We start from the raw sequence: 15,781 nt of genomic DNA on the forward strand, positions 1-15,781 counted from the left end.
CTCAGGGAGGAGGCCGGGGCATGAATCAGAAGACCAAGGTCTCGGTGGTAATTCCGTTCTATAATTGTCCCTACGTACATCTGGCGGTTGAAAGCGTGCTGGCCCAGAGCTACACGGATATTGAGCTGATCGTGGTGGATGACGGTTCAACGCTCCATACGGAGAAGCTTGACGCCTATAGAAGCCGGATTGTATATGTCCGCAAGACCAACGGGGGGACCGGATCGGCCCTCAATAAGGGAATCGAGGTGGCAAGCGGAGCTTATTTTGCCTGGTTAAGCGCGGATGATCTGTTCCACCCCGATAAAATCAGGCGGCAGATAGAAGCCATCCGCAGCTCGGGCACCTCCTTCAATCATACGGCTTACTACTATATTAATGAGCACGGGCAGCGGTTCTCCGATATTGTCCGGATGCCGGCCTTGCACAGGGCGGAACTCATACAGACCATGATGTCCGGCTGTCCGGTGAACGGCAGCACGGTGCTGTTTGATATGGAGATCCTCTCCAGGGTCGGCAGATTTAATGAGAACCTCCTGTATACACAGGATTATGATATGTGGCTGCGGATTCTGCCTCATTATGAGTGGTCTTATATAGAAGAGCCGCTGCTGGATTACCGCGTTCATGATGAGATGGGCTCGGTCCTGCACGGCGAAGCGCAGAACCGGGAAATTGCCCATGTGCAGTTCAGGCACAGGGGTAAATTGACGGAGCTGCTGAGAAAGGAGAGAAGGAATTGAGACTAACCTTTCCGGTTCTGACCTTATCCAGAGGCGGTGCGCAGCGGATGATAGCGGAGCTTGCGAACGCCCTGACTTTAATAGGGCATGAGGTTGTTGTTCTTATGCCCAGCCTAGGTGTTGTGGAATATGAGATGAAATGTCCGATTATCCCAGTGCCCGCCCCGGCCCTTACAGAAGATCATTTCCCTTACGGGGATGTCATTATCTCCAATTATTATACAACCGTTCCGGTTGCCGAACGGGCCAGCCGTCAGGGCAAAGGACTGCATATCCGGCTGGCCTTATGCTATGAGCCGAATTTCCTGCCGGATAATAATCAGTCGTTCGCCTCCTATGGCATTACCCGCAACCTGCTTGTACTGTCGCGCTGGCAGCAGGAGGTCATACGGATCAATCATGGTATTAAAGGGAGAATTGTTCCGGTCGGTGTTGACCCGGATTTCCATAATAGGCATTTTCGCGACAATCCGGGCAAGCCGCTGATCGTCTCGGCTATTATGCGGCGCCCAGAAGGCGGATTCTCCGGCCACCGGGAACAGGAATACCTGATTCAACAGCTTGATATGGTCAAGCGGCTTCATCCTGAGGTGGAGATCTATATCATGACTCCCCCTGCTGAATATGCCGCTTCAAGGAGTCTGCAGGCCTTACTTAACTCCGGGCGCTATCAACTGCGGACACCCGGGAATGACGATGAACTGGCTTATCATTACAATGAGACAGATATTTTTGTCAGCGCAAGTACCAATGATGCCGGTTCGTTGCCGGGGCTGGAAGCGATGCGCTGCGGTGCTGCTCTGGTTACCGTCTATTCAGGAGGGAATCTCGAATACTGTGCACACAGGCAGAATTGCCTGATGTCGTATCGTCATGAGCAACGTCTTGCTGCGGATATTGTGACGCTCATTAACGACGGGGAGCTTCGCCGGCGTCTGGCCGCAAGGGGAGAGCAGGATTCCCTGGAGTTTACCTGGGAGAGAAGCGTGCAGATTTTCCAGGCTGAGCTGTTTGAGATGGTGTCCAGACAAGGTACGTGATGCCTTCGGGCAGAGTGCCGAATACAAAAAACCTTTAACCCTGGCTGGCGCTGGGGTTGAAGGTTTTTTTGCCGGAAGACAGGGGGATATGAAGCTTGCAATAGTTAGAAGATCGAGAAGGAATTCATCATCTCGCGGAAGGAATGTGCATACTGATCGAATCCGAAATGCGTAACCATATGCTGACGGCCCTGATAGCAGATGGCTTCGCGCAGCGGGATATTATTCATCAGATCCAGTCCTTCGTTCACGGCAGCCTCCACATTGCCCAGCGGATAGAATTTGCCCGTAATATTATGGGTGATGAAGGATCTGACCCCGTCGGAATCCGTGCTGAGTACAGGACAGGAGCAGCAGACAGCCTCAGCTACGGCATATCCGAAGCCTTCTGTGACCGAGCTGGACAGCAGGAAGCCTCCTGAAGCGGCAATCGATGAATAGCAGACAGGCATCGTCTGGTTAGGCATATTCGTGAACACATTCAGCCGGTCATTCAGGCCAAGAGCATGCAGCTCTTCATTGAATGCCGCCTTCTGGTCATCGGAGGCCAAGCCCGGATCATGGAACATCCAGAGATGCAGGTTAGGTTTTGCTTTGCGGATATGGTGGGCAATCTTCAGGTACTCGCTCCAGTTCTTGTTGGGTTCCAGCCTCCCTACCCAGGCTATGACAGGATCAACGGGCGCCTCGGCGGGGATATAGCGGAATCCTTGTACATCCACAAGGTTCGGAATAACATAGCGCTGGAGCCAGGGGCAGATCTCGATAAACAGCTCCAGTAAATGATCGGTGGGGGGAATCAGCACGGCATTGCAGAAGGATTGCAGATAAGGCACGGAATCTATGATCACATTACGGGCTTCGCTTCGTGTTCCCAGACCCTGGGACTCGTAGATCAGGATGCCGCCATACCCCAGCCGGCGCAGACGTTCCAGCAGCAGGTAATCGGAGGTTACGATAATGGCGTCATAATGATTGGCATTCAGTATAGCCCTGATATCTTCATCCTGTGAAGTGATAAATACCGGGAAGCTTACACTATTGTGAGTGCCGGACCCCGGCATGAGATAGAGCACATGGCATTCGATGCCGTTCTTTTGAAGACTCTCACACCGCAGCCTGTTCAGGGTCTCCACCCCGCCGCTTGGTATATAAAACGTAAATAGAATTTTCAAGCTTACCCCTCCTGATCTGGACTGCCTGCGGAGAAACACAGTCTGCTGTTATATAAGATACGCCGGATTTCTCTTACACGTGACTGTGGGGGGCGGCATTACCAAATCCTTTCTGGATAGCCCGGCAGCGGAGGAGCCATGCTAAGTCTTGTTACGCTGTACTACATTATTATGTGAAGGGAGATGTAGGAATGTTGCGATCGAAATTCGGCTTGTCCCTGACTGCAGCATTGCTGCTCGGCGCCATGAGTATAACCGGCTGCGGTGCCGGCCATTCGGCTGATGGCGGCAATATGCAGACGAAAGGTGTACGCGGGACAGACGGGCGAATCCACGTGAACTCCACACGGGACATGAAGCGTGACGATGACTTCGGCAGCATGGAGATGAGCAAGGAATTGGCTGACCGTGTAGCGGCCATGCCGGAAGTCCGTTCGGCTAACGTTATTATGGTTGGCCGAAGCGCTTATGTTGCTGTAATGCTGGAGGACGCTTCGAGCGGGGTTCACACGAAGAGTACCATCCGCGAGAAAGCTACCGGAAGAGGAACTGCTGCGGGTGTTCCCGGAATGACGGGAACAGGCGGCTCCATGGCCGGCATTCCAGGGAGTCTGACAGGCACCGGAACCGTTGGCGGTACAGGCATGGCGGCTCCTGAAGATTATCCGGGAAACGGTAATAACGGGATTATGTCCAGAAGCAAGATGGGGGATGATACAGACACACTTCCCGGGGAAATCAAGAATAAAATTGCCGCAGAGGTTAAAAAAGGCAACACATACGTCGGAAATGTGTATGTCTCGGCGAACCCGGATTTCGTGGAGCGGGCCGATTATTATGCCCGGGAATTCCGTGCAGGGCACCCGCTCAGAGGCTTCGCGAATGAATTCCGCATTATGGCGGAACGGATTTTCCCTGCGCGCAGCGGACAGTAAGCAGCGTACTGCATAGTGCCTTGAATGAAGATAGTATTCCAGAGGGATATGAGGCTTATTCAAATGACCGGCACAGGGCGGGCAAACAGTGAATGAAGACAGATGCAAACAATGCAGCCACCGCACCCGGAAAGCCGGGTGAAAGGGCTGCATTGTTGTGTTAATAGGGATATGAAGCTGTGTATAACTGTCTGGATCTAGGCCTGAAGCTTGCGTCCGCCGATCCATACTCCGCGCAGATTCAGGTCTTGATCCAGCTGCAGGATATCGCCGCGCTTCCCTGCTTCAAGCGTTCCAATAGACCGCTGCATGCCGAGCGACAGCGCCGGATTAAGGCTGGCAGCCTGTGAGGCTTCCAGCAGGCTTAGACCGACCGCCTGAACCAGATAACGGAACCCGCTAATCATCGTTAGTGTGCTGCCGGCCAGTGCTTCAGGATGCTCCTTCAGCGTGGCTATGCCGTCCTTGACAATCACAGGCAGATCACCGATGGCATATTCTCCGTCGCTGAGTCCGGTTGCTGACATGGCATCTGTGATCAGCAGCAGATTATGATTGTTTTTGAGCCGGGTAATGAGGCTGATGGCTGCCGGATGGACATGGATACCGTCAGCAATGACCTCGGCTCTGATCCGGGGATCGAACAGCACGGCACCGGCCGTTCCCGGCTTGCGGTGATGCAGTGGCGTCATGGCATTAAACATGTGCACCGCCTGGTTCAGTCCGGCATCGGCAGCGGTAATCACCTGCTCGAATGTAGCATCTGTGTGGCCGAGCGCGGCGGTAATGCCATGCTTGCGCAGCCAATGGACAGCTTCCAGGGCAGCTTCACGCTCCGGAGCCAGGGTGACCTGACGGATCATTCCCGGATACTTGTACTCCCATTCCTCCAGCCATTCTATATTAGCCGGAACAATGTGCTCAGGATTCTGCGCTCCAGGCCATCTTACGCTGATGAACGGTCCCTCCAGATGTACACCTGCCAGCCTTGCATAAGGCATGCCGCCTTCACGGGAACGATAAGCATCCACCTCAGCCAGCACCTGATCGATGTCTGCCTTGGCAGCCGTCATGGTTGTAGCAAGCATAGAGGTCGTCCCGTGTGAGGCATGGAACCGTGTGATGGTGTCAAGAGCATCTGCATCGCTGTACATGAAGTCATGTCCGGCTCCGCCGTGCACATGCACATCAACGAATCCGGGGATCAGCAGACCTTGCGGCTCCCGGGTGACTGTCTGCCAGCTCTCATAGGCTGCGGGCAGCCAAGCGGCTTCTCCTGCATATTGAATCAAGCCTTCTGCTACGGCAAGTACACCCTGTTCTATGATTCCATCAGGAGTGAGCACCTTGCCGAACAATAATTCTCCGCTCATACCGTTTATTTCAACCATTTGGCGGCACCTTCATCCAGCAGGACGACCACATTCGGATGGCTCTGCAGCAGCGAAGCAGGGCACTGGGTAGTGATAGGGCCCTCCAGCGCATTTTTAACCGCTTCAGCCTTTTCTTCCCCGCGCACAAGCAGTACAATCTGCTTCGCCTTGAGAATGCCGCCGATGCCCATCGTTACCGCCTGACGCGGCACATCCTCTACACGGTCGAAGAAGCGGGCATTGGCTTCGAGGGTCTCTTCCAGCAGATCTACCACATGCGTTCCGCTGCTCAGGCTGGCATCCGGCTCGTTGAAGCCGATATGGCCGTTGCTGCCGATGCCGAGGATCTGCAGATCCACCGGACCGTTATCCTCCAGCAGCTTGTCATACGCACGGCATTCGGCCGCAAGATCGGGAGCATTTCCGTTAGGCACATGGGTGCGGGCCAGGTCGATATCGATATGATTGAACAGATGCTCATTCATGAAGCTCCGGTAGCTCTGCGGATGATCCACAGGCAGTCCGACATATTCGTCCAGGTTATAGGATGAGGCTTTGGCGAAGCTGACATTGCCCTTGCGGTGCATCTCCACCAGCTTCTCGTACACCCCGACAGGGGAGCTTCCGGTAGCCAGACCGAGAACGGCTCTGGGATTGCTCTGCAGCAGACTGGCGATCAGGTTAGCTCCTGTGGCTGCGAAATCTTCTTCATGCTGAAATTTCAAAATATTCATTAGATTTGACCTCCCCGTTTATGACGGTAATGTTGGACGTTCCGATAAGATTGCTCAAGCCTTGGGATGAAATCCCCGAACCGGGTACTGACCATGCCGGTGAACAGAATATCGATAATATGCAGCTGTGCGATCCGTGACGCCATATCACCGCGCCGCATGCCCTGCTCAAGAGACGAGGAGAACAACGGAATATCAGCGAGTGTAGCCAGAGTACTGCTTCCGTAGGAGGTTAACGACACCGTAGCTGCGCCGCTTGCGGCTGCACAGGTTAAGGCATCCACCGTCTCCGGGGTCTCCCCCGAATAAGAGACTGCGAACGCCACATCGCCGGAAGAGAGTGAGGATGCGGAAGTAATCTGCATATGGGAATCGGCAAAAGCGGTGCAGTTCACGCCGATGCGGATCAGCTTCTGATAGAAATCCTGGGCTACGATGGATGAGGTGGCCATCCCGTACAGATCGACCCGGCGCGCCCGGCACAGCAGATCAATGACCTGCTGCAGCCGGCCCAGATCGAGCAGCGAGGTGGTGTCCCGGATCGAGGCCAGATGGTTGGCCTGCATGGCCTCTACAATGAATTGCAGCGGATTGCCGGCCACGATGTCCTGATAAGAGGAGCTGCCGGTCTCCGGCGAGCCGTCGCTATGCGCCAGCTCAGCTGCCAGCTTGAGCTTGAAATCGGGATAACCCTTGAAGTGCAGCGCTTTGCAGAACCGCGTAATCGTTGCCGTGCTGATGCCGCATTCCTCCGCCAGCTCCGTGATGCCCATGTGGACAATTTCCCCGGGCGAGGCCAGAATGCGCTCAGCCAGCTTGCGTTCCATTTGCGACAGCTTGGGCTTGTCATGCTCCAGAGCATGCAGAATGGGAGACAAGCACTCACCTTCTTTTCTATAGATTCAGATTCATGTAGCTTTCTCTACTTATCGAATGAAAATGTAGAAATGGACATGCGGAAATGGACAGGTTAAATTTTAGCCTAAACCGATTTTGAAATTATTTTCACAAAAACTACGATAATCAAGAAAATTATTTTCATAATTAGGATAAAACAAATTGCGGAAGGTTGCAATAGGCAGTTTCGGCCTATCTATTTCTGCTTCATGCATGGGCGGGGGGGAATACAGCCAACCCATTGGCAGGAGATACAAAAAGCTGCAATCTGCGTGTTTGAGGGCACACGCACAGATTGCAGCTTTTACATAAATTAGTATGTTTACTTAGTGATCCCGTTTGCGGCCTTCGTTCTGTTGGCAGTCCGTCTGCCGCGTAGCAGCTCCCATAAGATGAAGAAGAGGATCAGCAGTTGCGGGATGGTAGTCTCCCAGGTCGGATATATGCCAAGCCAGCCGATGGAAGGCAGACTGTGCCCGTTATGGGCGGGCAGCTTGCCGGCGATCTGCAAGGCGTGAAGGCTCTCACCTAGGAATCGGAAAACCAGATAGTAGATCAGCACTGTAGCAGCGCGGAAGAAGGCAGCAACCGGCAATTTGGCACTCAGTACAATTATGGCATAGCCGAGGATGATTAGGACCGCCAGGGCACTGCCAATCCCGAGCAGCAGCTGAGAGGTATCAATGGCCGGTGCCATGCCTGCGTAGAAAATCGTAGTCTCGGCCCCTTCGCGCAAAATGGCCAGCGCAGCGATGAAGAACAGGTACCACAGATTGCCTTTGGCGAGGGCGCCCTGCATCTGGCGGTCCACATATTTATTCCAGGCTGCCGTGCTGGATTTCCCATGCAGCCAGCGGCCGACGGTGAGCATCATGACCACGGCGACGAGGCCGGTGATGCCTTCGATCAGCTCGCGCGCGCCGCCGGAGGCGGCTTGGGAGAGGGAATAGGTCAGCAATACGGCGAGGCCGATGCTTGCAGCCAGACCTGCTGCCGCGCCGGACCAGACCCAGCGGCGGGCCGCCGGTACTGCTTCGCGGCGCAGATAGGCAAGCAGGGCGGCGAGTACAAGAATCGCCTCCAGCCCCTCGCGCAGCAGAATGAGTGCCGCATCCCATGCGGTATAAGTCTTTTCCCCGGCCAGTGGCGTCAGCTCAGAGAGCATCGTGTCCATAAGCGATAGCGCTTGGTCCAGCTTCGGAGGGCTGGAGAGCAGATAACCGGTGACGGCGGTGCTCTCGTTCTCAATGCTGGCATAGACCTTGGGGGAGGCCAGCTGGACCTGGCCTTCGGCCGAAGGCCAGGCAGCAATGAACTGTTCCATTATATCAGCGGCTGCTGCGCTGTCGCCGGCCTGGGCGGCGGCGGAAGCCTGCTTCAGATAGCTGATCAGCCCTTCAATGGAAGCCGGCTCCGCTGGCGCGCCACCGGTATCGACGGCTTTGCCTTCGCTGTAGCCGGACAGCAGCGTCACCAGCGCTTCCGCTTCCGCCTGCGCGGCCTCTCCGCGGACCGGCTCTGCCTGCAGCGCAATGCGCAGCAGGCTCATCTTCGTCTCCAGCAAGCCGTAGACGGCGGGATTGTCCGACCGGATGCCGCGTTCCGCCGGCTTCCAGCCGTTGACCACGGCGCGGTAGGCTTCCGCCGCCGCGGCCCAGTCGGCGCTGCGCGCCGCATCCCGCGTGCGCTCCGCCGCGGGCAGCAGCTTCGCCGCCGCTGCGCGGCCGGCGGCGCCCGTGTTACCGCTGCCTTCGCCTGCGGCGGCGGTAACATAAGCGTCCACGCTGCGGGCGAGCGTGGACAGGGCCGCCTTGGCGGGCGCTCCGCCGCCACCCGCCAGGGCTTCCGCCGCAGCGGCCAGCGCGGCGTCCACCTCAGCAGCCGGACCGGCGAGTGCCGGGTCCGGCTTGCTCCTGTTCGCGCTGCGCCACAGCGCCGCGAACGATTCAACATCGGCCGCCGCCGCCTCCCAGCGGCTCTGGCCGGCCTCGACCAGCGCGCTGCCTACAGGCGGCAGCAGCTCATCCAGCGGCGCGCCTGACGCAGAAGCCGGCGCGCCGGGCAGCAGTACAAGCAGGCAGAGGAACAGCAGCGCCGCCCTGATCTGCCGCCATGGACTCTGTGTAACCGTGATCATCATCGGGATCATTCCCTTCAAGTTTAGCGAGGAGGGGTCACTTGCAACGGACTCAGCTGCGCTTATTTTAGTAATATTAACGTTTCTGCAAGTTGAACGGACTCAGTGGAGCTTATGTACAAATAATTGGGAGGAAAACGCCCGCCGTAGCGGAAATAAGCGCCGTGCAGTCCGCTCAAGTAGCTGAATATGCTCGAAAAGAGAACATAAAGGCCTCTCAGTCCCCAACGATCAGCTACCTGTCGTTCTCTCCGGTCCACCGAAACGCCGCAGCACCGGTGCCCGAAACGCCGCAACTCCGGTCCACCGAAACGCCGCAGCTCCGGTGCCGGAAACGCCGCAGCACCGGTGCCCGAATCGCCGCAGCACCGGTCCACCGAATCGCCGCAGTTCCGGTGCCCGAAACGCCGCAGCTCTGGTCCACCGAATCGCCGCTGCGCTTCCCGCCTCAGAATCCTCATCGCTCCTGCTTCCTTAGCATCATCCGTCACAGCCTGGGCTTTTCAACCCTCGAGCAGTAATTCCCCGATATAACCGCCTTCCCGGACACCGGGGAAGCAGGCGAAGACGGCACTGCCAGTATGAACCATATACTCATTCAGCCGGTCATTTTTGGAGAGGCGCTGCTGGATGCTGACGAACTGCTTCATCAGATCCCTTTGGAAGCTGATGAACACCAGACCGGCATCAAGCTGCCCCGTCTTGAGATCCATGCCGCTGGAATAGGAGTAGGAGCGGCGCAGCATTTGGACTGAGCCGTCTCCGTGGGCGAGAGCGGAATGGGAGTCCGGCGGGATGAGCGGCTTGCCGGCGGCATCCGCTGCTGCCAGGTTTAACTCAGCGAATTCATCCCCGGCTCCAATCGGTGCACCGCTCTGCCGGTGCCGTCCGAAGGTGGCCTCCTGATCGCTCAGCGAGGAGCGGTCCCAGACCTCAATACGGAACCGTACGCGCCGCACCGCAAGATACGTGCCTCCGTTCATCCAGCCCGGGCCATCGGCACTGCCGCTCCAGACGATATTTCGCATCTGCGCGTCATCGGTGACGTCCGGATTCCCCGTGCCGTCCTTGAAGCCAAGCAGATTACGCGGGGTGCCGCCTGACGGATCGGCGCTGCCGCTGCGCTGGAAGCCTTCCTGGGTCCAGCGCAGCACCGCCGTACCCCGGGCGATGCGGGCCAGATTGCGGATGGCATGGAACGCCACCTGCATATCGTCCGCACAGGCCTGGACACAGAGATCGCCGCCGCACCACTGCGGCTCCAGGCTGTCTCCAGGGAAGGCCGGAAGCTCAGTGAAGGAGGCGGGCCGCTTCCCGGACAGCCCGAACCGGCTGTCGAACAGGGCCGGACCTGCCCCGAAGGTAAGGGTGCACTTAGAAGGGGTGAGGCCATCCGCCTCGCCGGTGTCGGTAGGCGGGAGATTGGGCTTGTCGTTCGCCGTGCCGATCATCGTACCTGAGGTCAGGGCAGCGGCGGCGGCAGTCCAGTCCTCCAGCAGTTTTTTTAGATCACTGACCTTGGTAGTCGTCACATCAAATGAAGCGAAGCACAGAAAATTCTGCGCAGGGGTAAGAACCCCCGCCTGGTGCTTGCCGTAGAAGGGGATCGTATCCGCCTGTTCTTCATTCTGCCCGAAGGCGGCGGCCGGGACCGCCCGTTCTGCTGCCTGGCGTGCCGCCATAATGCCGCCCACACCGCCTCCGCCCAGCAGCAGCCCGAGCCCTGAGGCACCGGTCAGCCGCAGCATATCGCGGCGGCTGAATTTGGTGTTGAACAGCTTGGTCTCCGGTGCAGGAATCCCGTGATCCGCGTCAGCCTTATTCCGGGAATTCTTATCTTTCTTATTCATATCGTCACACTCCCAGAATCGTTCCCATGTTGGATAGCGGCTCAGCCAAGGCATCGAGGTTCTGGCTTAACCTGCGGACCTCCTCCGGTTTGAGCGTTTCGTAAGAGACGTAGCCCTCCCCCGATTTGAACGGCGCCAGCTCATTCAATAAGGCGGTGAACCGCTCGCCGATGGTTTGCTCAAGGGTCGGGTCTTTTTTGGCCAGCTCCGGCTTCAGCAGCTCATAGATCTTTTGGGCCCCCTCCACATTCGCCACAAAATCATACAAATCCGTATGGGAATAACGCTCCTCTTCCCCCGTTACTTTGGAGGAGGAGACCTCATTCAGCAGCTCAACAGCCCCGGTAACGAGCAGATTGGCATCGATCCCGGCCGTCTCCACCTTGGCGCGCAGCAGCTGCGCATCCTTCAGCAGGCGGTCCGCGACATCCGTCATGCCCTCCGTTGTATTGTTCTGCCAGAGAGCCTGTTCAATCTTATGGAAGCCGCGCCAGTCCGCAGCATCTACATCATTCTCACGGGCATCAATGTTCGGGTCCAGATCCCCAAGCGCTTCAGCGATCGGCTCGATCCGCTCATAATGCATGCGTGCCGGAGCATACAGCGCCTTGGCTTCATCCAGCTTGCCCGCCTTGACAGCATCCGTGAAGCCCTCGGTCTGCTTAACGAACGCATCGCATTGTTCAATGACGTATTTGCGGTATTCGTCGATGGCAGTGGTGAAATCTGCGTTCGTTTCACCTCCGGCCTTCGCTACACTTTCTGTCCCGCTACCAGCCTGGGCTGCAGCATTATTTCCCGAATCATTGCTTTTATTACCACTGTTATTACTATTGTCCTTGCCCGCACATCCGGCGAACAGGAGGGACGCTGCAAGCAGACCCGCAGGTACTGCATAACCTATTTTCATCCGGTGGATACCCCTTTTCGCTCATGAAAATGATAATCGTTATCAATTATGGACTTATCATAATTCCACATCTATTAGCTGTCAATAAAAATGTGATAATTATCATATCCATGCAGAATCGCAAAAAAAGCCTTCCGACAAACGGAAGACGCAGATCATATCTATATTCCTGCACAAAATGCAACTCTCTACTCATACCAACGGCCCAAATCATAGCTCAACCGCCTGATCTGTGACTACACCGTAGACCGCTCAATAATCCGGTAGTCCAGCTTGCGGTAGACCGGTTCGGGATGCTCCGAGTGAATCTGCTCATGGATAATGCGGAAGGCGGCGGCCCCCATCTCATACAGGTGGTTATCCATGGTGGTGATCTGAAGCAGCCGGCCGATCGGCTGGTTGTCGAAGCCCATAACTGCGAGGTCATGGGGGATGCTAAGGCCGGCTCTGCGCGCTTCAATAATCAGCCCGGCAGCTACATGGTCTCCCGTAATAATCATGGCTTCCGGCCGCTGTGGCATCTTCAGCAGGGACTGTGCAACGGCAGCGCCGTCTTCCTCCGTTGTACAGTCATAGATCATCCATTCCTCTTCAAAAGCCAGCTTATGCTCAGCAATGAATTCGCGGTAAGCAGCCTGACGGATCACGGCGCTGCTGCCGTTACTCCGTCCTTCGCAATATCCGATAGAGCGGTAACCTTTGCCGGTCAAGTACTCCAGACCTTCCTTGAAAGCCGCATAATGCTCAATATAGACAGAAGAAAAGCGCCGCGCCCCGCTGTCCTGGCAAGTGACAACCGGCCCGTAGGCCGTATACTCCTCGATGATGTCCGGCTTCAGCGCAGTAGATACAATCACGACACCGTCAATCTCTTTGTGGCGCAGCATCTCCAGCACTTTGATTTCTTCTTCCTCCAGATAATTGCTCTGGCAAAGAATCAGCCGGTATTGCGAGAGCAACGCCTCGTGGGCAAGGCCATTCATAATAATCGAGAAATAAAAAGCATGAATATACGGCAGAATCACCGCCACCGCACCGGTACGTCCGGTAATCAGATGAACGGCGTTCATATTGCGGGTATAGTCGAGCTGCTCAATCGTCTGCAGTACAGCGGCTCTTTTGTCCTTGCTGACATACGGATGATTATTCAGCACCCGTGAGACGGTCGTTACAGATACTCCGGCCATCCGGGCGATTTCTTTAATATTAGCCACGTTCGTCTGCGCCTCCTGTGTGAGACTGGTATGACCTCATTCTAACATAGAAATGAACCGCTTTTCGGCCGATAAAAAATCTTGCTATGGAATCCATTTCATACATTACACTGGGGGTGCAACAACAACTCTACCGGAGAAACCGGCGTGACCGCAAGGGCGTGACGGACCGGTACAGCTTGCTGCTGTAACGTGAATTCGATAGCCTTTGCCCGCCGGCTGCCGCCCTTAACGCGTAAGGAGCTGCGGCCGGTTTTGCTGCGTCCTGGCTGCGATGTGCCGGGATTGTCCAGACTCCGCGCCTGCCCCCGCCCAATTTAATGCTGTGACAGCACCATTAACTGCCCCCCCACATAGTATGTTTTGACTGTATCCCTTTACCTTGTTATACCAAACAAACCCAGGGCAAGGAGGGGTGACACCATTGAAGGGCAACGAACATCATAGCAAATTTTTGTTGACGCATCGTGAACGCGAAGTATTCGAGCTTCTTGTGCAGGACAAAACTACACGGGACATTGCCGGACTGTTATTCATCAGCGAAAAGACCGTCCGCAACCACATTTCCAACGTAATGCAAAAATTAAACGTAAAAGGCCGTTCGCAAGCGGTTGTCGAGCTGATCAAGCTTGGGGAGCTGAAAATCTAGCTGCCATGCTTCAGAGGTGATGCGTTTAAGCCTTCTCTTGCCCTTTGGGGCGAGGGAAGGTTTTTTGTTTGGAGGAAAAGACCGACAGGTGATGTCGATTTTCTATTCCTTCTTATTTATGCCTCTGTACATATCAAATGAAATAAGAAACGCTCAACTTGTTCACATTTAATCACATTTAATCACGTTCGTTAACGAAAGTATATTCACAAATGGTAAATTACGTTATATAATGTGAGTAACAGTGAATGTGGTGCGCAACTCCTTTACTGAATAATACTTATGAAAGGTAAGTGATTGTATGTTTATGGAGGAACGACATCAAGAAATTCTAAAGATATTGGAAAAGGAAGGAAGAATTAAGGCAAGTGAAATTGAAACACTATTTGATATCGGCTTTGATACGGCAAGACGTGATTTACGTATTCTTGAAGAAAAAGGACTTCTAAGACGAACACATGGTGGAGCGATTCCTGCCTTGCAAATAGGTTATACTACACCACCCAAATATACACCACGAGACATAACGGAAATAAAAGATAATTATTTAGCTATCGCGAGAAAAGCAGTTAGTTACATCAAGGCTAATGATGTAGTTTTTCTAAATGCCGCTTCAGTAGGTTATTTTATGGCACAAAATTTGCCTAAAAACATCCCTTTTACGGCTGTAACTAATTCAATTGTTATTGCAGGTGAACTTAGAAATTATGATAATATCAATACCATTATGGTCGGTGGCGAGATGAGTCAGAAAGGTCAGTGTAGTGATTACTATGCTATCGAATTTGTTAAAAACATTCGTTTTGATATCAGCTTCTTAACAAGCGCTGGTCTTTCTGCTGCTTTTGGGATGTCCATTCAAAAATCCAAAGGGGTCGGTTTTACACAAGCAGTTGTTGAAAGTTCTAAATGTAATATAGCTTTATATCCGTCTGAGAAAATTGGAGTAGAATCCATATTGAAAATTTGTTCTGCAGATAAAATTGATAAGCTAATCACTGATTGGGATGCTGTTGAAGAACAGTTGGTCGAAATTGAAGAGTTGGGTGTAGAAGTAATTGTTGTAGAACAAGGAACGATAGTTGAATAACACATAATGATGAGCATCAACAATCAAGTTAACATATGCCTTTATTATTTGTGTGTTTCAAACCACATTTCCAACGTAATGCAAAAATTAAACATAAAAGGCCGTTCGCAAGCGGTTGTCGAGCTGATTAAGCTTGGGGAGCTGAAAATCTAGCTGCCATGCTTCAGAGGTGATGCGTTTAAGCCTTCTCTTATCTTTTGGGATGAGGGGAGGTTTTTTGTTGTTGGCGTGCCAACTCTCAATTCGATTTCAAACTATGATAAAATGAATTCATTAAAACCACTTTTTATCGATGGCTACCCGGGAGGTGTGAAAGAATGAAATGGCAGCAAGTAAGAGAATTGTTTCCTGACCAATTTGTTTTGCTTTCCATTCTTGACTATCGTGAGGAAGATGACAAGAAAATTATAACGGAAGTAGCTCCTGTTCGTGCAGTATCTGAGAAGAACGCCAACCAGGAATTTTTCAGCGCCGAACCTGGAAATCTTGTCTATCACACTGCCAATGAGGAGTGCGTCATTCATCTGCGCAGAGACCCATTGATGAGAGTGAGGCGGCGATCATGAAGATAGCTTATGATGGACAACTTCTGACAACAGATATTTCCGTATGCTATCAAGGGAGAACGCTGCAAATTAAAGATATCATTATTGATACGGGTTCCTCGCATACTGTGTTCAGTCCTGATGTACTCGAAGAGATAGGTGTTACGTATGAAAACGGAGACCCCGTATACGAGGCTTATGGCGTTGGTGGAACCGTACCTTTTTACACCAAGGTTATGGATCAGATAGAAATTGATGCCTTAAAAATTGAAAATGTGGAGATTGATGTAGGAATATTGCCCAAGTCGCATAAAGGCTTGCTCGGCTTGGATATCTTGAAGACATATGGATTTACCGTGGATATGGAAAAGTTGGAACTCAGACGACCGTCCGCAACCACATCTCCAACGTAATGCAAAAATTAAACGTAAAAGGCCGTTCGCAAGCGGTTGCCCTGACTGATCAAGCTTAGGGGGCTGAAAATATAGC

The 15,781-nt window shown here is 53.7% G+C and carries 15 protein-coding genes and 2 pseudogenes; 9 read left to right on the forward strand and 8 right to left on the reverse strand.

Annotation, left to right across the window (positions count from 1 at the left end):
* Positions 1-20: 20 nt before the first annotated feature.
* Complete coding sequence (locus MKX42_RS07470; protein WP_340751950.1) at positions 21-743, forward strand: glycosyltransferase family 2 protein; 723 nt, start codon at positions 21-23, stop codon at positions 741-743.
* Positions 740-1,783: a glycosyltransferase family 4 protein gene (locus MKX42_RS07475; protein ID WP_340751951.1), complete on the forward strand. Its 1,044-nt coding sequence runs from the start codon at positions 740-742 to the stop codon at positions 1,781-1,783. The genes MKX42_RS07470 and MKX42_RS07475 overlap by 4 nt, the downstream gene beginning before the upstream one ends.
* Before the next feature lie 104 nt (positions 1,784-1,887).
* Here MKX42_RS07475 and MKX42_RS07480 read toward each other — a convergent pair whose 3' ends face one another.
* Positions 1,888-2,958 carry a glycosyltransferase family 4 protein gene (locus MKX42_RS07480; protein ID WP_340751952.1) on the reverse strand — a complete coding sequence of 357 codons (1,071 nt, stop codon included), beginning with the start codon at positions 2,956-2,958 and terminating at the stop codon, positions 1,888-1,890.
* Between the two features lie 191 nt (positions 2,959-3,149).
* Between MKX42_RS07480 and MKX42_RS07485 the strand changes: the two genes are divergently transcribed.
* Positions 3,150-3,893, forward strand: coding sequence for a YhcN/YlaJ family sporulation lipoprotein (locus MKX42_RS07485; RefSeq protein WP_340751953.1), 744 nt, complete (start codon positions 3,150-3,152; stop codon positions 3,891-3,893).
* A 197-nt stretch (positions 3,894-4,090) separates the two neighbouring features.
* Here MKX42_RS07485 and nagA read toward each other — a convergent pair whose 3' ends face one another.
* From nagA to MKX42_RS07520, 7 genes are all read right to left on the reverse strand, one after another.
* Positions 4,091-5,284 (reverse strand): N-acetylglucosamine-6-phosphate deacetylase, encoded by a 1,194-nt coding sequence (gene nagA / locus MKX42_RS07490; RefSeq protein ID WP_340751954.1) that lies wholly within the window; start codon positions 5,282-5,284, stop codon positions 4,091-4,093.
* Positions 5,272-6,000 carry a glucosamine-6-phosphate deaminase gene (nagB, locus tag MKX42_RS07495; protein WP_340751955.1) on the reverse strand — a complete coding sequence of 243 codons (729 nt, stop codon included), beginning with the start codon at positions 5,998-6,000 and terminating at the stop codon, positions 5,272-5,274. Before nagB ends, nagA begins: the two co-directional genes overlap by 13 nt.
* Positions 6,000-6,878 (reverse strand): MurR/RpiR family transcriptional regulator, encoded by an 879-nt coding sequence (locus MKX42_RS07500; protein WP_340751956.1) that lies wholly within the window; start codon positions 6,876-6,878, stop codon positions 6,000-6,002. Before MKX42_RS07500 ends, nagB begins: the two co-directional genes overlap by 1 nt.
* Positions 6,879-7,219: 341 nt before the next feature.
* The gene (locus MKX42_RS07505) at positions 7,220-9,037 is read right to left on the reverse strand and encodes an FTR1 family iron permease (RefSeq protein ID WP_340751957.1); all 1,818 of its coding nucleotides are present in this window, start codon (positions 9,035-9,037) and stop codon (positions 7,220-7,222) included.
* A 500-nt stretch (positions 9,038-9,537) separates the two neighbouring features.
* Positions 9,538-10,884, reverse strand: coding sequence for an iron uptake transporter deferrochelatase/peroxidase subunit (gene efeB / locus MKX42_RS07510; protein WP_340751958.1), 1,347 nt, complete (start codon positions 10,882-10,884; stop codon positions 9,538-9,540).
* A 4-nt stretch (positions 10,885-10,888) separates the two neighbouring features.
* Positions 10,889-11,794, reverse strand: coding sequence for an iron uptake system protein EfeO (gene efeO / locus MKX42_RS07515; protein WP_340751959.1), 906 nt, complete (start codon positions 11,792-11,794; stop codon positions 10,889-10,891).
* Between the two features lie 236 nt (positions 11,795-12,030).
* Entirely contained in the window at positions 12,031-13,008 is a 978-nt protein-coding gene (locus MKX42_RS07520) for a LacI family DNA-binding transcriptional regulator (RefSeq protein WP_340751960.1), read from the reverse strand.
* A gap of 424 nt (positions 13,009-13,432) precedes the next feature.
* On the opposite strand from MKX42_RS07520, the gene MKX42_RS07525 reads away from it, so the two are divergent.
* From MKX42_RS07525 to MKX42_RS07550, 6 genes and pseudogenes are all read left to right on the forward strand, one after another.
* Positions 13,433-13,657, forward strand: a complete 225-nt coding sequence (locus tag MKX42_RS07525) for a helix-turn-helix domain-containing protein (protein WP_019908812.1) — start codon at positions 13,433-13,435, stop codon at positions 13,655-13,657.
* 301 nt (positions 13,658-13,958) lie between these two features.
* Positions 13,959-14,747: a DeoR/GlpR family DNA-binding transcription regulator gene (locus MKX42_RS07530; protein ID WP_340751961.1), complete on the forward strand. Its 789-nt coding sequence runs from the start codon at positions 13,959-13,961 to the stop codon at positions 14,745-14,747.
* A 54-nt stretch (positions 14,748-14,801) separates the two neighbouring features.
* A pseudogene (locus MKX42_RS07535) lies at positions 14,802-14,900 on the forward strand (LuxR C-terminal-related transcriptional regulator); the annotation flags it as partial.
* 164 nt (positions 14,901-15,064) lie between these two features.
* Positions 15,065-15,313 carry a hypothetical protein gene (locus MKX42_RS07540; RefSeq protein ID WP_036723516.1) on the forward strand — a complete coding sequence of 83 codons (249 nt, stop codon included), beginning with the start codon at positions 15,065-15,067 and terminating at the stop codon, positions 15,311-15,313.
* A complete protein-coding gene (locus MKX42_RS07545; RefSeq protein ID WP_340751962.1) occupies positions 15,310-15,705 on the forward strand; it encodes a retropepsin-like aspartic protease in 396 nt (131 codons plus the stop codon). The genes MKX42_RS07540 and MKX42_RS07545 overlap by 4 nt, the downstream gene beginning before the upstream one ends.
* A pseudogene (locus tag MKX42_RS07550) lies at positions 15,669-15,780 on the forward strand (LuxR C-terminal-related transcriptional regulator); the annotation flags it as partial. The gene MKX42_RS07545 and the pseudogene MKX42_RS07550, both read left to right, overlap by 37 nt.
* Position 15,781 lies beyond the last annotated feature (1 nt).

Source organism: Paenibacillus sp. FSL R7-0204, from assembly GCF_038002225.1.
GTDB lineage: Bacteria > Bacillota > Bacilli > Paenibacillales > Paenibacillaceae > Paenibacillus_AQ.